A 23,283-nucleotide genomic window follows, 5' to 3' on the forward strand; every position below is an offset into this window, starting at 1 on the left:
GACCCGTCGGTCTCCACGACCCCCTATGGGAGCGCTTCCATGCCTGAGCCCATGACCTCCGTGTCCTTTCCCCCCGCCTTCCTCTGGGGCGCAGCGACATCCGCGTACCAGATCGAGGGGGCGGTGCGGGAGGGCGGTCGCACCCCCTCCATCTGGGACACCTTCAGCCATACGCCGGGCAAGACGGCCGGTGGCGAGCACGGTGACATCGCTGTCGACCACTACCACCGCTACCGCGACGACGTCGCGCTGATGGCCGAACTCGGCCTGAGCGCGTACCGCTTCTCCATCTCCTGGCCGCGGGTGCAGCCCACGGGCCGGGGCCCGGCGGTGCAGGTGGGCCTGGACTTCTACCGCCGCCTGGTGGACGAACTGCTGGCGCACGGCATCAAGCCGGCCGTCACCCTCTACCACTGGGACCTCCCGCAGGAGCTGGAGGACGCGGGCGGCTGGCCGGAGCGCGACACCGCGTACCGGTTCGCCGAGTACGCGCAGATCGTCGGCGAGGCCCTCGGCGACCGCGTGGAGCAGTGGATCACGCTCAACGAGCCGTGGTGCAGCGCGTTCCTGGGCTACGGCTCCGGGGTCCACGCACCGGGCCGCACCGAGCCGGCTGCCTCGCTGCGGGCGGCGCACCACCTGAACCTGGCGCACGGGCTGGGCGCGTCGGCCCTGCGGTCGGTGATGCCCGCCCGTAACGCGGTGGCGCTCAGCCTCAACTCCGCGGTGGTGCGGCCGCTGTCCCAGGACCCGGCGGACCTGGCCGCGGCCCGGAAGATCGACGACCTGGCCAATGGGATCTTCCACGGTCCGATCCTGCACGGCGCGTACCCGGAGTCGCTGTACAAGGCGACCGCACCGGTGACGGACTGGTCGTTCGTCCTGGACGGCGACCTGGCGGCGATCAACCAGCCGCTGGACGCGCTGGGACTGAACTACTACAGCCCGTCGCTGGTCTCGGCGGCGAAGCCCGATGCCGGCGGCCCGAGGGCCGACGGGCACGGGGCGAGCGAGCACTCGCCGTGGCCGGCCGCCGACGACGTCGCCTTCCACCAGACGCCGGGCGACCGCACGGAGATGGGCTGGACGGTCGACCCGACCGGCCTGCACGAGCTGATCATGCGCTACACGCGGGAGGCGCCGGGGCTGCCGCTCTACATCACCGAGAACGGAGCGGCCTACGACGACAAGCCGGACCCCGACGGCCGCGTGCACGACCCGGAGCGCATCGCCTACCTGCACGGCCACCTCTGCGAGGTGCGCCGGGCCATCACCGACGGCGCCGACGTCCGGGGCTACTACCTGTGGTCCCTGCTGGACAACTTCGAGTGGGCGTACGGCTACGAGAAGCGGTTCGGCGCGGTGTATGTCGACTACTCGACCCTGGAGCGGACGCCGAAGTCGAGCGCGCGCTGGTACGCCGACGCGGCACGCACGGGGACGCTGCCGGCGGTGGAGCGGGAGCTCTAGGGCTCCCGGCCGGGGGACGGGGCGCGGCACGCCTTGGGGGGTGTGCCGCGTCCCGGCGGGGATCCGGGTCCGCCAGGTCCTCGGCCTCGGCGCACACGCGTGCCCCGGCCGGATGGGGGGAGCCGGCCGGGGCACGCCCCCCGTGGTCCGAGAGGCCGTCCGGGTCAGTTGTAGGCCGCGAACGCCTTCGAGAACGCGAACTTCTCCTGGAGGATCGAGCTGCACGTCGCGTCCGCCGCCGGCTTCTCGCCGCCCGCGCACTGCTGGTCGCGGGTCGCCGACCACATCGACAGCCGGCCGAGGCCCTTGGATCGGGCGAACTCCACCAGCTGGGTGGCGTCGTCGACCTTGAAGACCTCGGTCGTGACGTCGTTGACGCCGATCATCGGGGTCACCGCGACCGTCTTCCAGGCCGCCGTGTCGGAGAGGCCGAGCACGCCCTTGATCTGGGCCTGGGTGGCGGTGGCCGCCTGTTCGGCGTACGTGCCCATGTCGCCGCTGTAGGCCGGGCCGTAGTCCATCGCCATGATGTTGACGGCGTTGATTTTCGCGCCGTGCTTCGCCGCGTCGGCGAGGAGGTCGACGCCGGGCTGGGTCAGGCCCTCCGGCATGACAGGGAGGGTGAAGGAGACGTCCAGGTCCGGGTGCTGCCGCTGGAGCCGGGCTATCGCCTGGGCCCGGCGGGTGTTGGCCGCCCTGTCGGGCAGCGCGCCGCCCTCGACGTCGAAGTCGACCTTGGTCAGCTTGTAGGCGTCCACGACCTTGCCGTACGCCGCGGCCAGCGCGTCCGCGGAGGAGCAGGTCGTGGCCAGCTCGCTGCCGGCCGCGCCGCCGAAGGAGACACGGACGTCACCGCCCTTGGCGCGCAGGGCACCGATCTGCCCGGCCACCGCGTCACGGCCGAGGTCCGTGACCCCGCCCCACTTCGGGGTGCAGCCGCCGCCGTCGGTGACGAAGGCGAGGGTGTAGTTCTTCACTCCGGTCGCCTCGGCGCTCGCCGCCAGGTCGAAGGCCGGGTGGAGGGAGGTGTCGACGTACGGGGCGAAGTCGGCGGTGGTGCCGCTGCCGGTACCGGGGCTCTGCGAGGGCTTCCCGGTGGGCGTCGCGGACTGGGTGGGGGGCGTCGCGCCGGGCTCGGTCGCCGTCGGGGTGGGCTCGGTCGCCGTCGGGGTGGGCTTCGGAGGCTGGGACTGTGTCGGGCGGCCGCTGGGCTCCGGGGTGGCGCCGTCGTCCGTGGAGCACGCGGCGTCGTCGATCCGGCAGCCGGTGGGGGCGCCCGTGCCGTTCACGACGAAACCGACCGTCACCGACTCGCCGGCGGCCAGCCCGTCCTTGTCCCACTTCGGCGGCGTCACGGTGACGTGCTGCCCGCTCACCCGCGATTGCGCGTTCCACAGCGAACTCAGCTTCGAGCCCGCCGGAAGGTCGAACTCCAGCGTCCAGTCCTTCTTCGCCGCACCGCTGTTGTTCGTGACGACGTACTGCGCGGTGTAACCCGTCGACCAGTCACTGGTCTTCGTGTACGCCGCTCCGGTCGCGGCCGCCTGGGCGGTTCCGGTGAACACGACGGCGGCGCCGCCGACCACGGCCGCGGCCACGAGGCCGCCGATCGCCTTGTTCCTGCCACTGAGCCTGCGCCGGTGGGTGCTCATCGCGTGCCTGCCTCACTGTTTCACGGGGTGGGGTGCGGCAGCACGCTAGCGATCCGGAATCGGGCAAAACGCCTGATCGAGGCCGGAGTTGGGGATCTTAGGGCGCGCTTAAGGAAGGGATCGGGGACGGTTAAAGGTGGAGGCGGATCTGCGGGGACGCCGTCTGCGCACCGCCCCTCGATGCCCCTTGCGCACAGGCGCCCGCCCGTCGAGCTGAATCCAGATCCGCACCTCGGTGCCGCCGAGCACCGACGACCCGATCCGCACGTCACCGCCCGTCGACTCCGCGAGCCGCCGCACGATGTCCAGCCCGAGCCCGGTCGACCCGTCGCTGCCCGAGCCCCGCCCGCGTGCCATCGCCGCCTCGGGATCGGCGATGCCGGGCCCCGCGTCCGAGACCAGCACGATCACCGCGTCCTCGCCGTTGTGCACGTCGACCGCGAACGCCGTGCCCTCGGGCGTGTGCCGGAACACATTGCCGAGCAGGGCGTCCAGGCCGGCCGCCAGATCCGCCCGGGCCACGGGTATGCGCACCGGTCGGTCCACGCCGGCCACACGCACCTTGCGGCCCTCGTCCTCCGCCAGCGCCGACCAGAACGCCATGCGCTCGCGCACCACCTCGGCCGCGTCGCACCCGGCGCCCGGACCGGCCGCGACCGTCTGCGGCTTGGCCTCCCGGGCCGTACGGATGATGGTGTCGACCTCGCGCTCCAGCTGGGCCACGGCGGCCCTGGTCTGCTCGGCGGCCGGGCCGTCCCCCAGCGACGCCGCGTTCAGCCGGAGCACGGTGAGCGGGGTGCGCAGCCGGTGCGACAGGTCGGCCGCCAACTCGCGCTCGTTCGCCAGGAGCTGGACGACCTGGTCGGCCATCGAGTTGAACGCGACGGCCGCCAGCCGCAGTTCGGTCGGTCCCTCCTCGGGCACCCGGGCGCCCAGCTTGCCCTCCCCCAGTTCGTGCGCGCCCTCGACCAGACGCCGCGCGGGCCGCACCATCCGCACGCCCAGCCGGTCGGCGACCGCCACCGAGCCGACGATCAGCGCGACCCCCACCCCGGCGAGCACCGCCCAGGCGGTGGCCAGTCCGTTGGTGACCTCGGAGTCGGGGACGTACACCTCGACGACGGCGATCTCGCCGGAGCTCAGCGCGACGGGTTGGAGCAGGGTGGATCCGCCGGGCACCTCGGAGGTCGAGGCGCGGCCCAGCCGCCGTACGGTGGCGATGTCGTCGGCGGCGGCGCGCCGCCGGCCGAGGTCGACGGCGGCCGCGTCACCGGAGGCGGGTATGTGCACGGCCATGCCCGCGTCCGACCCGGCAGAGGCGACGACCCGCTCCAACTGGTCCCGGTCGGTGGTGATGGACAGGGCAGGGGCGACGGCCGCGGCTTCCCGCTCGGCGTTGGAGAAGGCGCGGTCGCGGGCCATCTCCCGGATGACGAGTCCGAGCGGCACGGCGAAGGCGACCACGACCATGGTGGTGACCGCCAGACAGACCTTGACCAGTGCCCACCTCATCGCGGCGGCTCCTCACCGGGTGGTTCGAGCTTCACGCCGACGCCGCGCAGGGTGTGCAGATAGCGCGGTCGGGCGGCGGTCTCCCCGAGCTTTCGCCTGAGCCACGACAGGTGGACGTCGATGGTCTGGTCGTCGCCGTACGACTGCTGCCACACCTCGGCGAGCAGTTCCCTGCGGGGTACGACCACCCCGGGCCGAGCGGCCAGGAAGGCGAGCAGGTCGAACTCGCGCCGGGTCAGGTCGAGTCGGGCACCGTCCAGCTCGGCCTGGCGGCGCAGTGGGTCGACGCTGAGGCCGCCGACGCGCAGCACGGTCTCCGGCGGCACGTCTCCCGCCGAGGCACGGGAACGCCGCAGGACGGCGGCCATGCGGGCCGAAAGGTGTTCGACGGAGAAGGGCTTGGTGAGGTAGTCGTCCGCCCCGGCGTTCAACAGCCGCACGATCTCCGTCTCGTCGTCCCGCGCGGTGGCGATGATCACAGGGACGTCGGTGATCCCGCGCAGCATCTTCAGGGCCTCGGAGCCGTCCAGGTCGGGCAGGCCGAGGTCGAGGACGACCACGTCGAAACGGAAATGGGCGACCTCGCGCAGCGCCTCCAGCGCTGTCCCGACACTGCGCACGGCGTGCGCCGCGTCGGTCAGGTGCCGGATGAGCGCCGAGCGAACGAACGGGTCGTCCTCGACCACGAGCACACTTGCCATGCGCCGCACCGTACGCCATGCGGCGGACGGGCATCCGGGCCTGTGGATAACTCAGTCCGTGTGCGGTCCGTGTGACGCGTGGGGCAGTATGGCCCGCGATGCGCAGAGGACTCGTACACGTACTCGCCTGGTCGCTCGCCACCGGCGCGGCGGTCACGCTGTCGTGGTGGGGTGTCCACACGGTGATGGCCGGCACGGTGTACGACCGGCCGCGCGCCCTGCCCATCACGGCGGCCGACGCGGCCGCGCGGAAGTCGGAGCCGCTGGCCTCGTCGACGAATCGGCCGACCCCGTCGAAGAGCCCTTCGAGTCCCGCCCCGAAGCCGACCGGGACGCCCCGCGCGCCGAGCCCGTCGACGACCCCGCCGAAGAGCACCGGTGTCGCCCCCACCCCTGCGGGCCAGGTCAAGGGCTATGACACCGAAGGCGGCCGGGTGGTCTTCGACATCGGCGAGAGCTCCGCGACGCTGGTCTCGGCCACCCCGGGCGCGGGCTGGTCGATGCAGGTGTGGAAGACGCAGACGTGGATCCGGGTGGAGTTCGCCGCGGGCGCGGACCGGGTGTCGGTGTTCTGCACCTGGCACGACGGGCCGCCGCGGGTGGACATCGGCACCTACTGAGTCAGCGGCGCACTGTCACCGGAAGACGGACGGGGGCGGGGCCGGGGAGGCCACCGCCGCGATGTCGGTCACGGGGGCGGCGCCACCGGTGAAGTCGGTGAGCGCCTTGCCGTGCTCGACGCGGGCGGGGTGCGGGTCGGAGGCGGCGCTGCGGGTCAGTTCGGCGATCGGCAGTGCCCGGTCGGAGGCGACGAGGACGGCGTTACCGAAGCGCTTGCCGCGCAGTACGGCCGGGTCGGCGACCAGCGCGAGTTCCCCGAAGCGGGCGGCGGCGGTGGCGATCTGCCCCCGCAGGTGGGCGAGCGGCGGGCCGTCGGCGAGGTTGGCGGCGTACACACCGCCGGGCGCCAGCACCCTGCGAACGTCGTCGAGGAACTCGGTCGAGGTCAGATGGGCAGGGGTGCGGGCCCCGCTGAAGACATCGGCGATGACGAGGTCGGCCCACCCGTCGGGCACCTTGGCGAGCCCGTCCCGGGCGTCCGCCGAGCGCACCCGGATCCGGGCGCCGGGATCCAACGGCAGCTCCCGCCTGACCAGTTGGACGAGGGCGGCGTCCCGCTCGACGACCTGCTGGGTGGACCGGGGCCGGGTGGCGGCGACATAGCGGGCGAGGGTGAAGGCGCCACCGCCGAGGTGCACGGCCCGTACCGGTCTGCCGGGCGGGGCGACGAGGTCGATGACGTGCCCCAGGCGCCGCTGGTACTCGAAGGAGAGGTGAGCCGGGTCGTCCAGGTCGACGTGCGACTGCGGCGCCCCGTCGATCAGGAGCGTCCAGGCCCGGGCACGATCCCGGTCGGGTATCAGCTCGGCGAGCCCACCGTCGACGCTCTCGACGACGGCTTCGGCTGCGGCCGACCGGCGCCGGGCGTTCCTGGACTTTCCCATGCGGTCATTCTCGCAAGGCCGTGGCCGGGCCGCCCGGGCAGCCGGGTCAGCGGCAGTTGTCGGCCGCCTCGATCAGGCGTGCCGCCTCCCCCAGGGCCGCCCGCAGCGCCGTGGGGTCCGTGGCGAGGTCCGCCTCGCCGGGCGGCAGCAGCCAGTCCGAGCCCTCGACCGGCGGCTCGGGGTCGAGGTCCAGGCTCAGGCCCCGGCCGTCGGTCTCCGTGCAGGTGCTGCCCGGCAGGTCCCAGGCGGCCGCGGTGCCCGAGGGGACCACGAAGCCCAGGGTGTCGCCCCCGTCGTCGTGCAGAACCGCTCCCACCGCGTCGGCGGTGCCCCGCCGCAGGATGTCGACCGCCTCCAGGCCCTGCCGGGCCGGAACGGTGACCACGTCGCAGCCCGTTCCCGGCGGCTCGTCGCACCGCGCGCCCGGCGCGTGCCCCGCCGGTCTCGACGGCGTGCGAGGAACGACGCTCTGGCTGGTCTCCATCCCGACCTCCACCACGGAACCCCTTGTGCAGTCCGAGGAGTTCAACGCGGCGCCGCGTCAACGGCTACGGCACAAGTGCGCCGCAAAGGATGGCAGTTCATGGCAGATCTTGTATGAGATATCCGGTTTGTAGCCAAACCCAGCGTGGCGGGTCCGACACAGCAGGTACGTTCTTGCCCGCCGGAGACAAGGGGCACCACACGGATATTCGGCCCGACTCGCCGATGTCCGAGGCGACTTGGCCCCCCTCCTGCATGGTTCGACGGTTCGCACGAGAGGACCCGGCCATGGCGTCGTCAGAGCTGACCTCGTCCCAGCCCCCCAGGCCGCTGCGGCCGAATCTCGCGTTCCGGCAGTTGCGCGGACAGCGCTCGCCGGCCGAGTTCGCCGCGGCGGTGCGGCGGGCCGCCCGCGAGATCGGTGAGCGGGTCAGCTGTGACGCGCGCTATGTCGGGCGGGTCGAGGCCGGCGAGATCCGCTGCCCCAACTACGCGTATGAACGGGTGTTCCTGCACATGTTCCCCGGCCGCACGCTCACCGACCTGGGCTTCGCGCCCCGCTCGTCCGTCCGCGGGCGCCGGGCGCACGCCGACGAGGACGCGCCCTTGGTGCACACCACGCTCCAAGTGCCCGCCCCGTCTGAGACGTGTGCGGGCCACGAGCCGTATGACCCGCTGAACCCTCAGGACCCGTACGGCCCTCGCGACCCGTACGGCGCACAGCAGAACGACCGGAACCACGAGAACCACGAGGAGAGCGACGTGCTGCGTCGCGCATTCATGACCGGCGGAGGCGCCACGGTGGCCGCCGCCTCGCTGAGCCCACTGGGGCTCACCTTCGACGCCGCGGCCGCGGAGCGTCCTGTCAGACGGGTCGGGGGTCGCGAGGCGGACGCGCTGGAGGAAGCCGTACGCCGAATCCGGCTGCTCGACGACCGGCACGGTGCCGACGGCCTGTACCGGCGTGCTGCCGCCCCGCTGCGGGCCGCCTACGAACTGCTCGACGCCGGGACGACCCGGCAGGCGACCAGCGAGCGGATCCACGCGGGCGCGGGGGAACTGGCCATCTCGGTGGGCTGGCTGGCGCACGACTCGGGACGGTTCGACGACGCGCGCTCGCACTACGCGGAGGCACTGGCGACGGCCCGGATGGCCGGGGACGCGGCTGTTGAGGCGCACGCCTTCTGCAACACCTCGTTCCTCGCCCGGGACGCGGGCCGGCCGCGTGAGGCGGTGCGGGCGGCGCAGGCCGCACAGCGTGTCGCGCGTGCCCTGGGCTCCGCCCGCCTGATGTCGCTGCTGGCGCTGCGCGAGGCGGGCGGCTGGGCAGGGCTCGCCGATCGCACCGGCTGCGAGCAGGCCCTCGTCCGCGCCCAGGCGCTCTTCGAGCGGGGCCGTTCGGACGCCGACCCGGAGTGGATGACCTTCTACGGCGAGGCCGAGCTGGAGGTCCTGGAGGCGCAGTGCTGGTCGACGCTGGGCAACTGGCAGCGGGCGGCACGGCACGCGGGGCGGGCGGCCCAGCTCCAGGATCCGCACTTCACGCGCAACATCGCGCTGTACACGGCGGAGCTGGCGGACGATCTGGCCCGTGGGGGGCGGCCCGACGAGGCCGCCGCTGCGGGGATGCGGGTGCTGGACCTGCTGGACCAGGTCCAGTCGTCCCGGGTGCAGACGATGCTGGCGGGGACGGCGCGGGTACTGCTGCCGCACCGGCGGGCGAGCGGGGTGTCGGCGTTCCTGGAACGGCATGCCTCGACGCCGCGGACCGTGTGAGCGCCGCGGCCGGGCGGCTCGCCGGTGCGCTCGCTACGCCAGGTGCCCCAGGTCGTTCCAGCTCTCGACGGCAGGTTCCCCGTACGCCCAGCCCAGCACCGACAGCGACGTGGGGTTGAGGCGTATCCGGGCCGCGAAGTCGAGCGGCAGCCCCAGCCAGCGCGCCCCTATGGACCGGAGTATGTGCCCGTGCGCGAAGACCAGGACGTCGCGGTCCCGCTCACGCGCCCAGGCCACCACCTCGTCGGCACGGGCGGTCACCTCGGCCAGGGTCTCGCCCTCGGGTACGCCGTCGCGCCAGATGAGCCAGCCGGGCCGGACGGCCTGGATGTCCGCCGGGGTCATGCCCTCGTACGCGCCGTAGTCCCACTCCATGAGCGTGTCCCAGGCACGCGCGCGTTCACCGAAGCCGGCGAGTTCGCACGTCTCACGCGCGCGTGACAGCGGGCTGGTGCGCACCTCGACCCCTGCCAGCCCGTCGTACGGCGGCCTATGCAGGCGTTCGCCGAGGAGCTTCGCGCCTCGGCGGCCCTCCTCCAGGAGCGGTACGTCGGTCCTGCCGGTGTGCTTGCCGGACAGCGACCACTGCGTCTGTCCGTGCCGGGCCAGCAGGATGCGCGGTGCCATGAAAGGGCCTTCCGGGAAATGAGAGGCGGAACGCCTCCATCATCGCGCACGCTGTGCGGGGGCAACCCGCGGGGCGATCTCTGCGTCTTGAGGGCCGGGGCGCCCGAAGGGGGCGCGCGCATACACCGTAAAGTGGAACGGCCGGTCAACCGGGCGCCGTGACGAGAAGGGGGAGGCGATCGGATGCCACACGCCGAGACAGCTGGCGTGGAGGCGACGCCACGGACCCGCCTGCGCTGGTGGACCGAGCTGCCGCTGATACTCCTGGTCTACGCCTGCTACTCGGCGGGCCGCCTCCTCGCCCGGGGCGACGTGTCCACCGCCGTCGACCACGGCCTGGCGATCCTCGACTTCGAGAAGGCCCTGTACCTCAACGCGGAGCACCCCCTCAACCGGCTCTTCACCCGTGAGCCCTGGATCGGCGTCCCGGCCGACTTCTGGTACGCCTCGCTGCACTACCTGGTCACGCCGGTGCTCCTGGTCTGGATCTTCCGGTCTCGCACCGTGCACTACCGGGCGGCCCGCACCTGGCTGATGACGTCGACCTTCATCGGTCTGATCGGCTTCACCCTGATGCCCACCTGCCCGCCGCGGCTGCTGGACGCGAGCCACGGCTTCGTGGACACGATGGCCCACTACAGCTCCTACGGCTGGTGGGGCGGCGAGGCCAGCGCGCCCCGGGGGCTCGGCGGCATGACCAACCAGTACGCGGCCATGCCGAGCCTGCACGTCGGCTGGGCGCTGTGGTGCGGGGTGATGCTGTGGCGGTACGGCGGGACGCGCCTGGCCAAGATCGCCGCGATCGCCTACCCCCTGATCACCACGATCGTGGTGATGGGCACCGCCAACCACTACTTCCTCGACGCGGTGGCGGGCGCCGCCGTGATGGGCGTCGGGCTGCTGCTCGCGCCGCTCGTCATGCGGACCGCGGACCGGGTCCGGGCCCGGTTCGCCACGGCGTCCGCGTCGGTCGCGACGGCCTCCGGCGGCGCGGCCCGTACCGGCTCGGCCGGGGCCGCCGCCCGGGTCGCCGCCGACCCCGTCACCGTGGGCTCTGCCGACGCTCCTTCCTCGATTGTCAGTGACGGATGCCAGACTTCCGCGGGTGAGCGAATTCCACGGCAGCGCGATTCCCGGTTCGAAGCCGGAGCCGAGCCGAGTGCCGTCCCCCAGGACGCGGGGGACGGCGCTCCGGCACCGGCTCGCTGAGCTGCGCGGTCCCGACGTACCGGCCAAGGCGCTGGACGCCCGCGCCCTGGCCGCCCTCGCCGCCAACCCCGGGTGCAGACGCCGCGCGATCCTGGACGGCGCGGGGGTGAACAAGGCGGCACTGGCGAGCGCGCTGGGCGCGCCGTCGGTGTTCGGGCAGTCCCAGTTCGCCCTCACACGCGGGAACGCCTTCGAGGCCAGGGTCAAGGCGGACGGCGGCGCGGAGCTGCTGCGGCTGGTCCACGAGAGACTGGACCGCGCCGGCGAACCGCCCGTCGGCGCGCGGGTGCCCGACCTCACCGCGACCGGCCCCGAGGGTCGCACGGCCCGTACCGCGCTGGCGCTGCGCGAGGCCACCGAGGCGCGCGGCGAGTGGACGCTGCTCGACCACCCGATGCTCGCCCTGGACGTCGCCGGCTCGCCCGCCTTCCTGGAGCCGGACGCGGTCGTCGTGCACCCGGACGGCAGCTGGACGGTCGTGGAGATCAAGTCGTTCCCGATGCTGGACGGCTCGGCGGACCCCGCCAAGGTGGGCGCGGCGGCCCGGCAGGCGGCGGTGTACGTGCTGGCGCTGGAGCAGGTCGCCGCACGGCTCGGCGCGCTGCCGCAGGGGCCCGCCTCGCAGGGCGCCCCCGCGTCCCGGGTGCGCCACCGTGTCCTGCTCGTCTGCCCCAAGGACTTCTCCAACCTGCCCACCGCCTCGGCCGTGGACGTCCGCAAGCAGCGCGCGGTGACCGCCCGCCAGCTGGCCCGTCTCACCCGCATCGAGGACATCGCCGATGCCCTGCCGGCCGGCACCTGCTTCTCCCCGGAGCTGCCCGCGGCCGACCTGACCGCCGCCGTCGAGTCGGTCCCGGCGACGTACGCGCCCGAGTGCCTGTCCGCCTGTGAGCTGGCCTTCCACTGCCGCGCCCGCTCGCGCGCGTCCGGCGCCGTGACCTCGCTGGGCCGCTCGGTGCGGGCGGAGCTGGGCGGCCTGACGACGGTGGAGGACGTCCTGTCCGCGGCCCGCGGTGAGACGGGCGACCCGGACGACCCGGCGGTGGCCGCCCTGCGCAGAGCGGCCAGGCTGCGCGCCGAGGCCCTCGGGCAGGAGGCGGTGGTCCCGTGTCGCTGATCTCCACCCTCGCCCGCCTCGAAGCCGTCAGCACGGGCCGCGCCCAGCGCGCCGCCACCGTCCGCCACCGGCACCTGTCCGACCGCCCCCTGGTGTTCGTGCCGCTCACCACCGCCGGTGAGGCGGGCGCCCCGCTCGGCGCGCTGGTCGGCACCGACCGGGACGCCCCGCACCTGCTGGTGGTGCCCCAACCACGGGACCGCGACCTGCGGTTCGCCTTCCTGGCCGAGCTGGCGGACGTCGTCCTGCCGTACGTCGACGCGTACGCGACCGACGTCGAGGCCGCCGAACGCAACGAGACCGACCCGGAGACCGGCAAGCGGGTCAAGGTCGAGGTCGAACTGTGCGCCGACGCACCGCAGTTGATCGTCCCGAGCCGCGGAGGCGTCGACTTCGTACGGCTGCTCGGCCGCTCCATGCGCTTCAGGCGTACTGCGGAGCAGGACCCCGAGGCCCCCTATCCCGCTCCCCCGCGCGTGCCGCTGCTCGGCCGCTGGCTGACCCACTTCGGCGAGCGGGCGCGGGTGCCCGGCTCCTCGCTGCTGCTGGCCATGACGGACGTCCTGGCCCGGCACTGGGTGACCGGCCAGTCCACCCTGGAGGACCAGCACCTGGGCGCGCTGCTCGCCTGGATCGACCCTCCGGAGGGTGAGACGGGCGCCGAGGCGGCGCTGCGGGCGGAGCTGGCGAGGGACCCGCAGGGCCAGTTGCTGTGCCCGCCGGCCGGTCCGGCCACCGACCCGGCGTTCGACAACAGGTTGCTCGCCCCCGCCATCGAGCGTTACGACCGCGCCCGCACCGCCCTCGCCGCCGCCGAGGACGGTCTGGAGGCGGACGACCGGTTCGGTGACCTGACCGCCGCCGAGCGGGAGATCCGCCGGCTCGTCGAGAGCCGGACCCGACCCACCTGGGACGCGGTGTGGCGGGCCCTGGACCTGCTGCGGAAGCTGCCGGAGGCCGGGCGGGTCGAGGAACGGTGGACCCGCGACCGCTGGTCGTTCACCGGCCACCGCGACCGTGTCCTCGCCGGTGAGCCCCCGCAACCGCGTCGCGACGACGCGGTCACCGCGGCCAACAAGCTCGCCGCGCGGGAGCGTGAACAGGCCCGCCTGGAGGCGCAGGAAGCGCTCGACGACCCGCTGGTGATGGCGGGGCGGCGGCTCGCCGGGGAGGCGTTCGCGGGCGAGGTCACCGAGGTGGTCATGGCCTACAGCGAGGGCAAGCGGCCCAGCCCGCGCCCTCTGGTCACCGTCCGCACGGAGGACCGGCCGTATCTGGGCGAGCGGGCCAAGGTGTTCCGGTCGCTGGGCGGCAAGCCCCAGTCGGCGGAGTTCGTCGGCTACGAGGGGGCCGTCGGGGACGACGGCGCGCTGGTCGTGCTGCGGGTGCTCGACAAGATGGGCCGCGGCCGGGAACCGGAGGAGGGGTCCGTGCCGGAGAAGGGCGACCTGGTCTGCTTCACCTTGTTCGAGCACGAGCAGCGCGGTGGCGCGAAACTGCCCGAACCGGAGGAGACGCCGTGGACGCACGGCGGGCCGCCCGGCGAGCAGGTGAGGGAAGCCGCCGACCCGATGACCCAGGAGGACGTCCTGTGACCGCCGTGTTCGACCCCGGTGCCGCGGCGGCCCAGGCCACCGACGCGATCCTCGCCGACACCCTGAACGGCAGCGCGCGCGGCGTCGTCGTCGACTCCCCGCCCGGCGCGGGCAAGTCCACGCTCGTCGTCCGCGCGGCCCTGGAGCTGGCCGACGCGGGCCGCCCCCTGATGGTGGTCGCGCAGACCAACGCGCAGGTCGACGACCTGGTGCTCAGGCTCGCCGAGAAGAATCCCGAGCTGCCGGTGGGGCGGCTGCACAGCAGTGAGGCCGACCCGTACGACAAGGCGCTGGACGCCCTGCCCCAGGTACGCAAGTCGGCGAAGGCCGGCGATCTCACCGGGCTGGCGGTCGTCATCTCCACCGCGGCCAAGTGGGGGCATGTGAAGTCCGACGAGCCCTGGCCGCACGCGATCGTGGACGAGGCGTACCAGATGCGCTCGGACGCACTGCTGGCCGTGGCCGGCCTGTTCGAGCGGGCCCTGTTCGTCGGTGACCCCGGTCAGCTGGACCCGTTCGCCATCGTGGGCAGCGAGCAGTGGGCCGGACTGTCGTACGACCCGTCGGCCTCCGCGGTCAGCACGCTCCTCGCCCACAACCCGGAACTGCCCCAGCACCGGCTGCCGGTCTCCTGGCGCCTGCCCGCGTCCGCCGCGCCCCTGGTCTCGGACGCCTTCTATCCGTACACCCCGTTCCGCAGCGGCACGGACCACGGCGACCGCCGGCTGTCCTTCGCGGTGCCGTCGGACGGCTCGGCCCCCGACCGGGTCATCGACGAGGCGGCGGAGGCGGGCTGGGGCCTGCTGGAACTGCCCGCCCGGCACACCCCGCGCACGGATCCCGAGGCGGTACGGGCGGTGGCGACGGTCGTACGGCGTCTGCTGGAACGCGGTGGGGCGGCCACGTCGGAGCGCTCACCCGACCCCGCTCCCCTCACCGCCGACCGGATCGCGGTCGGCACGGCCCACCGGGACCAGGCGGCGGCCGTCCGGTCGGCGCTGGCCGAACTGGGCGTGACGGATGTCACCGTCGACACCGCGAACCGTCTGCAGGGCCGTGAGTACGACGTGACAGTGGTCCTCCACCCGCTCTCCGGCCGCCCCGACGCCACCGCGTTCCATCTGGAGACGGGCCGTCTGTGCGTCCTCGCCTCCCGTCACCGGCACGCGTGCATCGTGGTGTGCCGGGCAGGCGTGAGCGAGCTGCTCGACGACTACCCGTCGACCGAGCCGGTGCAGCTGGGAACGGTGGTGAAGTTCCCGGACGGCTGGGAGGCGAACCACGCCGTGCTGGCGCGGCTGGCGGAGCATCGGGTCACATGGCGGGCGTGAGGGGTGCGATGGCCCGGACCCACTTGCGCGAGCGCGGGACAATGGACGGTGGACCGGTCCACGGGCTGGGTAGCGATGGCCTACGAGACCGGTGACGCACGAGGAGGAGAAAACATGGCGGAGCCCACGCCGCGACGGAACGAACCGCGGCTACGCCCCGCGCCCCTGCTCTTCGAGCCCGCGCAGGTGGCCGCCGACCCGGAGCACTTCTTCGACCTGGAGTCCATCGACGACCCGCGGGCGCTGCTGGCGCGGGCGACCGAGCTGACACAGGCGTTCCGGGCGGCGACGGACCGCGCGGTGGAGTTCCAGGCCATCGCGGCGGCCCAGCTGGCGGACCCCCGGCGGTTCGACCGGCTCACACCCGCCGACATCGCCGCGCAGGCCGAGTGGACCGAGGACTACGCCAAGAAGATGGTGGAGTTCGGCCGGGATCTGATGCGCGGTGTGGAGGGCCCGGGGCACGTCGACCCCGTGTGACCACCGATCCCCGCCGATCCCCATCGATACCTTCCACACCTTCATGGCATATGCCAGGTGGGCAAGATACGCCCTGCCACCCGGCCCTGTCCCGATTTCCGGGAACTCTGGGGAACCGCTCACTCACCCTCGGTAGATGTATCTGCCATGAGCAGCACGCGCAACGCCCCGTTCTCGCCCGCCTCCATCACCGCGGACGGCGCCGCATGGCTCGCCTCTGCAGAACCGTATCCGCGCGGCAGCCGGGCGCTCCGTGACGAGCGGCCGGCCGCCTCCATGGCGCTGGCCTGCGGTTCCGTCTTCGACGTGGTCAGCGCGCCGGTACTTTTCGGGCGCCGCATGGTCGACCGACTGTGGAAGGAGGGCCCCGGGACGGGACCGGTAGCGGTCTTACGGGGCCGGATGCTGCTGTTCGCCGCGCCCGGCACGGCCCAGCGGCTGCCGTCGCTGCTGCGGTGGGAGGAGTTCGGCCGCGCGGGCGACGTCCCTGCGCTCCTCTGCCACGGCCCCGGAGACGCGGTGACCGTGCCGGCCCGGGCCGGCACCAGCGCCTCCCCGAGCTCGCGCTGGCTGGTCGCTCCCGACACCCGTCATCCCTGGTTGCCGGGCCCGGAGGTGCTGCTCTGGGCGGCGGTGCGGGCGGCTCGCGAGGCCGTTCGGATATCGATTTTTCCCCACGCGGATCAGGGTGCTAAGGTCTACGACGTCAGCAGGCGCCGCTAGCTCAGTTGGTTAGAGCAGCTGACTCTTAATCAGCGGGTCCGGGGTTCGAGTCCCTGGCGGCGCACGACACTGAAAGCCCCTCGCGCGAGCGGGGGGCTTTTCACATCCCCCCGGGGCAGAGCCCCGTACCGCCCCCGCCCGGTCGCACCCCGCCGCCGGTCGCGCTCTTACCACCGGCACACCGCTCCCGCCACGGGGTGCACCGCCACCCCCCGGCGCATCGGCCGACCGCTGCACGACCCCCCGTTCGGCGCGGGCGCTACCCCCCTGTCGCGATCTTCACGGTCCACGCCCCCGAAGCCGTACGCCCCTCGACCTCCACCCGCACGCCCTCCCCCGGCACCGTGAAGCTCTCCCCCGGCCCGACCGGCGCGTCCGCGAGCGGCGGGTACACCGATTGCTCCCAGCAGGCCTCGGTGCGCGGATGGGCGTCGACCACCTCCACCGGTCCGCCGCCGGACTCGGTCCGGCTGCGCACCCGGTACACCAGCACCCCCTGTCGGCAGGCCGCCACGTCGTTGCCCACCGGCCCGCGCACCTCGAAGGCGAGAGCGCTCTCCGGCCCGGTGCGCACGACGGCGAGCTTGATGCCGCGGCCCAGCCCGAAACCGGGCACACCACCTACCGCCCCCGACCCGCCGACCGCTCCAGGCCCACCGACCGCACCAGGCCCACCGGCCGCCTCATGCCCAGCCCCAGCCCCAGACCCAGGCCCAGCGACCGCCTCAAGCCCAGCACCAGCACCAGCCCCACCAACCGCCTCCGGCCCAGCCCCCACCCCGCTCCCACCGACCGCCTCAGCACCAGCCCCACCAACCGCACCCGGCCCGTCGAGCCCGCCGGACACGCCGAAGCCGCCGCCCTCACCCGCCGCGCCCCGCGCACCGACCGTCTCCTCCGGTGCGCCCGCGGCCCCCACCCGCGCCGGCTCACCGGGCCCGGCCGACAGCGGCTCCAAGGTCAGCCGTGTGGAGCCGGACCTCGACCCCCGCACGCACACCACCTGCCGGGGCTCCAGCCACCCCAGCTTCCACTTGTGCCATCCGAACAGATCCGGCGCCAAACCGAACTGACTGCCCATCAGGTCCCAGTCGCCGACGTAGGTGTCCCAGTCACCCTTGCCGTCCACCGGGCGGTGGTACAGGTCCGGCAGGTCGAAGACATGGCCGGTCTCGTGGGCCAGGACCAGCCGGTCCGGCGGATGGTTCTCGAAGACCGTGACGACGCGCCGGATGTCCGTACCGTCGGCCCGCAGGGGCTCGTCCAGGTTGACGACCTTGGTGGCGTCCGAGTCGACGCCGGGCGCGTCGGGGTCGGCCACGAAGTAGACGACGTCGTAGCGGGAGAAGTCGACCTCCCGGTCCGCCAGGGCGAGGGCGTCGCGCAGGTAGGCGGTGCGGTGGGCCATGTTCCAGTCACGCTGTATGGCGTACGCCGTCGACGGGCGCGGCATCTGGAGCCAGTGCCGCAGCGGATGCGGACGCAGGGTGAACCTGCCGTAGGAGGCGCGTTCGAAGAAGCGGGTGGTGAGCGGGAAGTGGTCGGCCGTCAGCTCGGTGGGCGTCGTGCGGGGCGGCGCGTCCGGGAAGGACAGGAACACCATGACCGCGTCGAGCCTGCGGGTCGGGCGCGGATAGGCGGCGTTCCAGGTGTCCAGTCCCTCGGAGTGGTGGGCGTCCGTGCGTTCCAGGGCGCAGGGTGTCGCGCCGAGCGACTCGGCGGCCGAGGGGCCGGCCACCAGGGAGGTGGCGGCGAGCGCCGACATCGTGGTGAACACGGCGGCGACAGTGCGCAGTCGAGGCCATTCCCGCAGCCGACCCATGCCGGGGAGCAGGGGGAACTGACGCTGCACGGGGACCTCCGGGAGCGGTTCGCGGGACACCGCACTCAGCCTGAGTCAGATTGTCGTACTACGCCCTGTTTGCCTGCACCGGACGGGTGAGAGGGCCGAGGAATCGCCCGTACCGACACCCCCGAATCGCTCACGGAACGTCACAACCGGTCGAGAGACCGAAGAAGCCGTCCAGGTGCGGGCAGAAACGATCTGTCGGAAGCTCAGGTCCCATGGGAACACCGGACTGCGGGTGGAAGGGCCAGAAGCCAGCCTCTATGATCGGCACACTTTCCTGACACTTTCCTGCACGGACACGGCCTGGCGGCCGACCGCCCCCCGGCCGGCCATTCCGATGAGACCCATCCGAAGAACGAGTGCACTGCGGGAGCGAGCGGTGAGCGGAACGTCCGAAGGGCCGACGCCCGCGGCAGACCTCATCGGGCCAGCCGTCACAGAGAGTAACGTACAGACATCTGCCGGTACCGGGGCGCCGCCCTACTCCTCCGCCTTCCGCGCCGCGCCCCTGGCGATGGCGGTGGTCGACGGCGAGGGCGTGGTGACCGGTGCCAACTCCGCCCTCGCCGAGCTGCTCGGCACACCGCCCGGGGAGTTGGCCGGATCCGTCGCCGCCGACCTGGTGGACCTCGCCTCCGACGCGCGCACCTGGCACGCGTACCTGGAGGTGCTGCGCGGCCGCCAGGCCCGGCTGCGCTGCACGCGCCGCCTGAAGCACCCGGACGGACACTCCCTGTGGGCCCAGGTCACGGTCGCGCCGCTGCCCGGCGAGGAGCGGGGCAGCGTCCTGCTCTCCGTCGCCGACATCAGCGCCCACCGCGAACTCCAGGCGCGGCTGAGGCACTTGCAGATGCACGACCCGGTGACCCGGCTGCCCAACCGCACCCTGTTCTTCGAGCGCCTGTCGGCGGCGCTGGAGCCGGAGTCGTACGAGGACAGCGGGGCCACCGGCCGCATCGGCCTGTGCTACCTGGACCTCGACGGTTTCAAGGCCATCAACGACACCCTCGGCCACCGCGTCGGCGACACCCTGCTGGCCGCCGTGGCCGAACGGCTCACCCGGTGCGCCGAGGAGGCGGGCTACGCCAGATCGAGCCCGCCCCTGGTGGCACGGCTCGGCGGCGACGAGTTCGCCCTGCTCGTCGAGGACTCGACGGGCACCGAGCAACTCGCCGACCTCGCCGAGTCGGTGCTCGGCTCCCTACGGGCCCCGTTCGAGATCTCCAACCGGCGTCTGTCGGTGTCGGCCTCGATCGGCGTCGTGGAACGCCAGGCGAGCGGCACCACCCCGACCGCCCTGATGCAGGCCGCGGACACCACGCTGTACTGGGCCAAGGCCGACGGCAAGGACCGCTGGACGCTCTTCGACCCCGAGCGCAACGCCCACCGCATGACCCGCCAGGCCCTCGCCTCCACGCTCCGCCCGGCCATCGAGCGCGGTGAGTTCGCCCTGGAGTACCAGCCGCTCGTGAGCATGGAGGACGGCCTGCTGCGCGGAGTCGAGGCACTTGTCCGCTGGAAACATCCTCAGTTCGGCGTACTGGCGCCGAATCGGTTCATCGGACTGGCCGAGGAGGACGGCTCGATCGTGCCGCTCGGCCGCTGGATCCTGGCGACCGCCTGCCGCCAGGCACGTGCCTGGCAGGTGACGCACCCCGACGAGCCGCCGCTCTTCGTCAGCGTCAACGTGGCCGTGCGCCAGGTCTGGGACTCCGACCTGGTGGCGGACGTGGCGCGAATCCTGGACGAGACGGGACTCGCTCCGCGCCTGCTCCAGTTGGAGCTCACCGAATCAGCGGTGATGGGCTCGGCGGGCAGACCGCTCCAGGTGCTCCAGGCGCTCAGCGACATGGGCGTGCGGATCGCGATCGACGACTTCGGCACCGGTTACTCGAACCTCGCGTACCTCAGCCGGCTGCCCGTCTCGGTCCTGAAGCTGGACGGTTCCTTCGTACGGGGCTTCCAGTACGAGAGCGAAAACACCTCGGCCGTCCCGCCGAACCCGGCCGACGAGGTGGTCGTCGAGGCGATGATCCAGCTGGCCCACCGACTGGGCCTGACGGTCACCGCCGAGTGCGTGGAGACCCTGGCCCAGGCCTCCCGCCTGCGCCGGATCGGCTGCGACACCGGCCAGGGATGGCTGTACTCGCGGCCGGTGCCGCCGGATCGCATCAGCGAGTTGATGAGCAGCGGGCCCGACGGGGTGACGGTCGACGTGTGACGTGCCCCGCCAGGCGTGCCGTGCGCACCCGGCGCGGGGACGCCTTGGCCGTCTCCGATCTCGACGCGACCGCGTCAGGCGTGCCGCATCAGGCGGTGGGCAAGTCGTAGGCGTCCGCGAGGAGTTCGTAGGACCGCAGGCGCACGTCCATGCCGGGCGCGTTGCTCGTGATCATCAACTCGTCGGCGCCGGTGCGCTTGTGGAGGTCGTCGAGGCCGGCACGGACCTCGTCGGCGGTGCCGTGGATGACGTTGGCGTTCCAGGAGTCGGCGAACTCGCTCTCCATCGCGGTGAACGCGTGGGCCTCGGCCTCCTCCGGCGTGGGGATGAGGCCCGGGCGTCCGGTGCGCAGGCGGATCATGCCGAGAGCGGCGGCCCTGACCTGACGACGGGCCTCCTTCTCCTCGTCGGTGGCGAGGGCGGAGACGCCGATGAGGGCGTACGGCCGGTCCAGGACGGCGGACGGCCGGAAGGACTCCCGGTACAGGTCCAGGGCGGGGATGGTGTGGCGCGCCGAGAAGTGGTGCGCGAAGGCGAAGGGCAGACCGAGGACGGCGGCGAGGCGGGCGCTGAAGCCGGAGGAGCCGAGCAGCCAGATCGGCGGCCGGTGCGGGGACTGGACGCCGCCGGGCGAGGTCGCCTGGACGGGGCCGGGGACCGCGTGGATCCGGCGGAAGGGGTGGCCGTCGGGGAAGTCGTCGTCGAGGAAGCGGGTGAGTTCGGCGAGCTGCTCGGGGAAGTCGTCGGCGCCCTCGTCGAGCCGGTCGGTGCGGCGGAGGGCGGCCGCGGTGGCGCCGTCCGTGCCGGGGGCGCGGCCGAGGCCGAGGTCGATGCGGCCGGGGGCCATGGCCTCCAGGGTGCCGAACTGCTCAGCGATGACGAGCGGGGCGTGGTTGGGGAGCATGACGCCGCCCGAGCCCAGCCGGATGCGGTCGGTGTGGGCGGCGAGATGGGCGAGGATCACGGCGGGCGAGGAGGAGGCCACGCCCGGCATGGAGTGGTGTTCGGCGACCCAGTAGCGGTGGAAGCCGCGGGACTCCGCGAGGCGGGCCAGGTCGACGCTGGTGCGCAGGGCGTCGGTGGCGGTGCGGCCTGCGCTGACCGTGACCAGGTCCAGTACGGAGAGGGGGACGGGGGCGGTGCCGCGGGTCGTGCCCCGGATCTCGTCCGGCTGGGTGTCGTCCGCCCTCACGTGTGCCTCCTGTGTTCGCCGTGCGTGTGCTGTCCTCGGCGATAACAGGAGGCAGTCTCCGGTTTATTTCCGCTCGCGTCGCCGCCGCCCGTCCCTGCCCGGGGGCTCCGCCCCTGTCGGCCCCGCCGGAGGGCCGCCGTCCTCCCGGGCCCCGTGCCGGCCCCGACGGGCCCGTCCCCGAACTCCCGCACAGCGGCGCCCCCGGACGGGCCCGACGAGGCGGACCGGCTACACCTGCACGATCGGCTCCCTCGTGAAGAGCGCGCCCAGTTCCGGAGCGTTCACACGGCGGTCCGTCAGGCGCAGGGCCTCCCAGACCGTGACCTGGTTGGCGGTGAGGACCGGCTTGCCCACGTGCTGCTCCAGGTCCGGGAGGTGGGAGGCGGTGTGCAGGGCGGTGTCCGGGAGGAGGACCGCCTCCGCGTCGGGGTGGTCCGCCTCCTTCGCCAGGGCGAACAGCTCCTTGTCGCCCCACGTCCCGACCTCGGCCGCGGTGATGATCCCGGAGCCGCGCACCGCCACCACCTCCACGTCGGCGGCGCGCAGGAACTCCGCGAAGAGCCGGGCCACGTCGTCCGGGTAGGTCGCGCCGATCGCCACCCGGCGCACCCCGAGTTCCCGGATCGCGTGCACGAAGGCGAAGGACGTCGAGGAGGCCGGCATGCCCGCCGCGACGGCGAGGGCGCGCACCTGCTCGTGGGCGCCCTCCCAGCCGTAGACGAAGCTGCCGGAGGTGCACGCCCACACCACCGCCTCGGCGCCGGTCAGCCGCAGCTCCTCCACGCCCGCCGCGAGCCGCTGCGCGGAGCCCATCTGCCGCAGCGCGTCCTCCCGGTGCGCGTCCTCGCCGATGTCGGTGTGCACGAGGTCGAGGCGGATGTCGCTGGCGAGCAGCTGCTCGATGCGTGGATAGTCGTCCTCGGCGGAGTGGCCCGGGTAGAGGAATCCGAGTGCGGTCATGTCAGCCTTCCTACTGCTGTTCCTGTTCTGGAACGTCCGGCACGTCCGGAAGTACGGGACCGCCACGCGCCGCCGGATCGATCAGCGCCTGATACGGCCCCACCGCTCGGGTACCCAGCCGGCGCAGCGCCGCCCACATCGTGACCTGGTTGGCCGAGAGCACCGGGATGCGCAGCTCGGCCTCCAGCTGGGGGATCACGTCGTAGGTCGGCAGGTTGGTGCAGCTGATGAACAGGGCGTCGGCGGAGCGGCGTGCGGCCTTGCGCGCCATGTCCGCCACATCGCGGTACGGCACCTTCCAGATGTGCCGGGTCAGCCCCATGAACGCGCACCCCGTGACGACGGCCCCCGCCTCCGCCACGTACGCCTCCAGCGACCGCGTCACCGACACGGTGTACGGCGTCACCAGCGCCACCCGTCGTGCGCCCAGCTCGGTCAGCGCCTCCAGCAGGGCCCCGGACGTGGTGACCGCCGGTATCGCCCCGGCGCGGGTCATCGCCGCGCACATCGCCCGCTCGCCCGCGATGCCGCCGACGAAGCTGCCGGAGGTGCAGGCGTAGGCGACCACCTCGGGCGCGATCGCGGTCAGGGTGCGGACGCCGTCGCTCAGCGTCTCGTGCTCGCTGACGAGGCGGGCCAGGTCGAGGCTGACCTCGACCGGCACGTACGGGGTCCGGGTGAGGTGCAGCGAGACCTCGTCCGGCACCCAGCGCCAGAGCTCCCGGTCCAGCGCGAAGTCGAAGGGAGCGACGACTCCGACCCCGCGTTGGGGCCGAGGTCCGCCGAGGAAGGAGATGTCCATGGAACTCATGCCAGGCACCGTCCTCACTACGAGAAACAGGTGAGCAACGGACCGTACGCACGCCCGTGTTGACGAAGG

Annotated in this window: 20 protein-coding genes and 1 tRNA gene; 11 read left to right on the plus strand and 10 right to left on the minus strand. The window is 73.2% G+C overall.

The window, feature by feature from the left end; genetic code table 11:
- Window positions 1–39: 39 nt before the first annotated feature.
- Entirely contained in the window at window positions 40–1,470 is a 1,431-nt protein-coding gene (locus ACFYNL_RS10875; RefSeq protein ID WP_388799985.1) for a GH1 family beta-glucosidase, read from the plus strand.
- A gap of 164 nt (window positions 1,471–1,634) precedes the next feature.
- Here ACFYNL_RS10875 and ACFYNL_RS10880 read toward each other — a convergent pair whose 3' ends face one another.
- From ACFYNL_RS10880 to ACFYNL_RS10890, 3 genes are all read right to left on the minus strand, one after another.
- Window positions 1,635–3,122, minus strand: coding sequence for a cellulose binding domain-containing protein (locus ACFYNL_RS10880; RefSeq protein ID WP_388799988.1), 1,488 nt, complete (start codon window positions 3,120–3,122; stop codon window positions 1,635–1,637).
- Between the two features lie 108 nt (window positions 3,123–3,230).
- Window positions 3,231–4,634, minus strand: coding sequence for a sensor histidine kinase (locus ACFYNL_RS10885; protein ID WP_388799991.1), 1,404 nt, complete (start codon window positions 4,632–4,634; stop codon window positions 3,231–3,233).
- Complete coding sequence (locus ACFYNL_RS10890) at window positions 4,631–5,335, minus strand: response regulator transcription factor (RefSeq protein ID WP_388799994.1); 705 nt, start codon at window positions 5,333–5,335, stop codon at window positions 4,631–4,633. Before ACFYNL_RS10890 ends, ACFYNL_RS10885 begins: the two co-directional genes overlap by 4 nt.
- 98 nt (window positions 5,336–5,433) lie before the next feature.
- Between ACFYNL_RS10890 and ACFYNL_RS10895 the strand changes: the two genes are divergently transcribed.
- Complete coding sequence (locus tag ACFYNL_RS10895) at window positions 5,434–5,955, plus strand: hypothetical protein (RefSeq protein ID WP_388799997.1); 522 nt, start codon at window positions 5,434–5,436, stop codon at window positions 5,953–5,955.
- A 15-nt stretch (window positions 5,956–5,970) separates the two neighbouring features.
- Here ACFYNL_RS10895 and ACFYNL_RS10900 read toward each other — a convergent pair whose 3' ends face one another.
- Both ACFYNL_RS10900 and ACFYNL_RS10905 read right to left on the minus strand, forming a co-directional pair.
- Complete coding sequence (locus ACFYNL_RS10900) at window positions 5,971–6,840, minus strand: spermidine synthase (RefSeq protein ID WP_388800000.1); 870 nt, start codon at window positions 6,838–6,840, stop codon at window positions 5,971–5,973.
- Window positions 6,841–6,886: 46 nt separating this feature from the next.
- Complete coding sequence (locus ACFYNL_RS10905; protein ID WP_388800003.1) at window positions 6,887–7,339, minus strand: hypothetical protein; 453 nt, start codon at window positions 7,337–7,339, stop codon at window positions 6,887–6,889.
- 272 nt (window positions 7,340–7,611) lie between these two features.
- On the opposite strand from ACFYNL_RS10905, the gene ACFYNL_RS10910 reads away from it, so the two are divergent.
- Complete coding sequence (locus ACFYNL_RS10910; protein WP_388800006.1) at window positions 7,612–9,099, plus strand: hypothetical protein; 1,488 nt, start codon at window positions 7,612–7,614, stop codon at window positions 9,097–9,099.
- 33 nt (window positions 9,100–9,132) lie between these two features.
- On the opposite strand, the gene ACFYNL_RS10915 is transcribed toward ACFYNL_RS10910, so the two are convergent.
- Window positions 9,133–9,726, minus strand: coding sequence for a histidine phosphatase family protein (locus ACFYNL_RS10915; protein ID WP_388800009.1), 594 nt, complete (start codon window positions 9,724–9,726; stop codon window positions 9,133–9,135).
- A 183-nt stretch (window positions 9,727–9,909) separates the two neighbouring features.
- Here ACFYNL_RS10915 and ACFYNL_RS10920 point away from each other — a divergent pair, with 183 nt between their 5' ends.
- From ACFYNL_RS10920 to ACFYNL_RS10950, 7 genes are all read left to right on the plus strand, one after another.
- Window positions 9,910–10,935 (plus strand): phosphatase PAP2 family protein, encoded by a 1,026-nt coding sequence (locus tag ACFYNL_RS10920; protein ID WP_388800012.1) that lies wholly within the window; start codon window positions 9,910–9,912, stop codon window positions 10,933–10,935.
- Window positions 10,886–12,052, plus strand: coding sequence for a hypothetical protein (locus ACFYNL_RS10925; RefSeq protein WP_388800616.1), 1,167 nt, complete (start codon window positions 10,886–10,888; stop codon window positions 12,050–12,052). Before ACFYNL_RS10920 ends, ACFYNL_RS10925 begins: the two co-directional genes overlap by 50 nt.
- Complete coding sequence (locus ACFYNL_RS10930) at window positions 12,043–13,647, plus strand: hypothetical protein (protein WP_388800015.1); 1,605 nt, start codon at window positions 12,043–12,045, stop codon at window positions 13,645–13,647. The genes ACFYNL_RS10925 and ACFYNL_RS10930 overlap by 10 nt, the downstream gene beginning before the upstream one ends.
- The gene (locus tag ACFYNL_RS10935) at window positions 13,644–14,978 is read left to right on the plus strand and encodes an AAA domain-containing protein (protein ID WP_388800018.1); all 1,335 of its coding nucleotides are present in this window, start codon (window positions 13,644–13,646) and stop codon (window positions 14,976–14,978) included. The genes ACFYNL_RS10930 and ACFYNL_RS10935 overlap by 4 nt, the downstream gene beginning before the upstream one ends.
- 114 nt (window positions 14,979–15,092) lie before the next feature.
- Entirely contained in the window at window positions 15,093–15,458 is a 366-nt protein-coding gene (locus ACFYNL_RS10940) for a hypothetical protein (protein ID WP_388800021.1), read from the plus strand.
- A 147-nt stretch (window positions 15,459–15,605) separates the two neighbouring features.
- Window positions 15,606–16,181, plus strand: a complete 576-nt coding sequence (locus ACFYNL_RS10945) for a hypothetical protein (protein ID WP_388800024.1) — start codon at window positions 15,606–15,608, stop codon at window positions 16,179–16,181.
- Window positions 16,172–16,245, plus strand: a tRNA-Lys gene (locus tag ACFYNL_RS10950). Before ACFYNL_RS10945 ends, ACFYNL_RS10950 begins: the two co-directional genes overlap by 10 nt.
- Window positions 16,246–16,440: 195 nt before the next feature.
- Here the strand turns inward: ACFYNL_RS10950 and ACFYNL_RS10955 are convergent.
- Window positions 16,441–18,003, minus strand: coding sequence for a M6 family metalloprotease domain-containing protein (locus tag ACFYNL_RS10955; RefSeq protein ID WP_388800619.1), 1,563 nt, complete (start codon window positions 18,001–18,003; stop codon window positions 16,441–16,443).
- 406 nt (window positions 18,004–18,409) lie between these two features.
- Between ACFYNL_RS10955 and ACFYNL_RS10960 the strand changes: the two genes are divergently transcribed.
- Window positions 18,410–20,251 carry a putative bifunctional diguanylate cyclase/phosphodiesterase gene (locus tag ACFYNL_RS10960; RefSeq protein ID WP_388800027.1) on the plus strand — a complete coding sequence of 614 codons (1,842 nt, stop codon included), beginning with the start codon at window positions 18,410–18,412 and terminating at the stop codon, window positions 20,249–20,251.
- 88 nt (window positions 20,252–20,339) lie between these two features.
- Here the strand turns inward: ACFYNL_RS10960 and ACFYNL_RS10965 are convergent, their stop codons facing one another.
- The 3 genes from ACFYNL_RS10965 to ACFYNL_RS10975 form a co-directional block, all read right to left on the minus strand.
- Window positions 20,340–21,443, minus strand: a complete 1,104-nt coding sequence (locus ACFYNL_RS10965) for an LLM class flavin-dependent oxidoreductase (RefSeq protein ID WP_388800030.1) — start codon at window positions 21,441–21,443, stop codon at window positions 20,340–20,342.
- 228 nt (window positions 21,444–21,671) lie between these two features.
- The gene (locus ACFYNL_RS10970) at window positions 21,672–22,403 is read right to left on the minus strand and encodes an aspartate/glutamate racemase family protein (protein ID WP_388800033.1); all 732 of its coding nucleotides are present in this window, start codon (window positions 22,401–22,403) and stop codon (window positions 21,672–21,674) included.
- A gap of 10 nt (window positions 22,404–22,413) precedes the next feature.
- Entirely contained in the window at window positions 22,414–23,205 is a 792-nt protein-coding gene (locus tag ACFYNL_RS10975) for a decarboxylase (RefSeq protein ID WP_388800622.1), read from the minus strand.
- Between the last annotated feature and the right edge of the window lie 78 nt (window positions 23,206–23,283).

It is taken from the genome of Streptomyces sp. NPDC007808 (genome assembly GCF_042868655.1).
In the GTDB taxonomy this organism is placed as follows: domain Bacteria; phylum Actinomycetota; class Actinomycetes; order Streptomycetales; family Streptomycetaceae; genus Streptomyces.

Bases quoted from the DNA above. Each gene is read 5' to 3' on its own strand.
- ACFYNL_RS10915 (WP_388800009.1), bottom strand. From the start codon at position 9,726: ATGGCACCGCGCATCCTGCTGGCCCGGCACGGACAGACGCAGTGGTCG.
- ACFYNL_RS10955 (WP_388800619.1), bottom strand. From the start codon at position 18,003: ATGGGTCGGCTGCGGGAATGGCCTCGACTGCGCACTGTCGCCGCCGTG.
- ACFYNL_RS10945 (WP_388800024.1), top strand. From the start codon at position 15,606: ATGAGCAGCACGCGCAACGCCCCGTTCTCGCCCGCCTCCATCACCGCG.
- ACFYNL_RS10975 (WP_388800622.1), bottom strand. From the start codon at position 23,205: ATGGACATCTCCTTCCTCGGCGGACCTCGGCCCCAACGCGGGGTCGGA.
- ACFYNL_RS10910 (WP_388800006.1), top strand. From the start codon at position 7,612: ATGGCGTCGTCAGAGCTGACCTCGTCCCAGCCCCCCAGGCCGCTGCGG.
- ACFYNL_RS10920 (WP_388800012.1), top strand. From the start codon at position 9,910: ATGCCACACGCCGAGACAGCTGGCGTGGAGGCGACGCCACGGACCCGC.
- ACFYNL_RS10900 (WP_388800000.1), bottom strand. From the start codon at position 6,840: ATGGGAAAGTCCAGGAACGCCCGGCGCCGGTCGGCCGCAGCCGAAGCC.
- ACFYNL_RS10970 (WP_388800033.1), bottom strand. From the start codon at position 22,403: ATGACCGCACTCGGATTCCTCTACCCGGGCCACTCCGCCGAGGACGAC.
- ACFYNL_RS10875 (WP_388799985.1), top strand. From the start codon at position 40: ATGCCTGAGCCCATGACCTCCGTGTCCTTTCCCCCCGCCTTCCTCTGG.
- ACFYNL_RS10890 (WP_388799994.1), bottom strand. From the start codon at position 5,335: ATGGCAAGTGTGCTCGTGGTCGAGGACGACCCGTTCGTTCGCTCGGCG.
- ACFYNL_RS10895 (WP_388799997.1), top strand. From the start codon at position 5,434: ATGCGCAGAGGACTCGTACACGTACTCGCCTGGTCGCTCGCCACCGGC.
- ACFYNL_RS10880 (WP_388799988.1), bottom strand. From the start codon at position 3,122: ATGAGCACCCACCGGCGCAGGCTCAGTGGCAGGAACAAGGCGATCGGC.
- ACFYNL_RS10885 (WP_388799991.1), bottom strand. From the start codon at position 4,634: ATGAGGTGGGCACTGGTCAAGGTCTGTCTGGCGGTCACCACCATGGTC.
- ACFYNL_RS10940 (WP_388800021.1), top strand. From the start codon at position 15,093: ATGGCGGAGCCCACGCCGCGACGGAACGAACCGCGGCTACGCCCCGCG.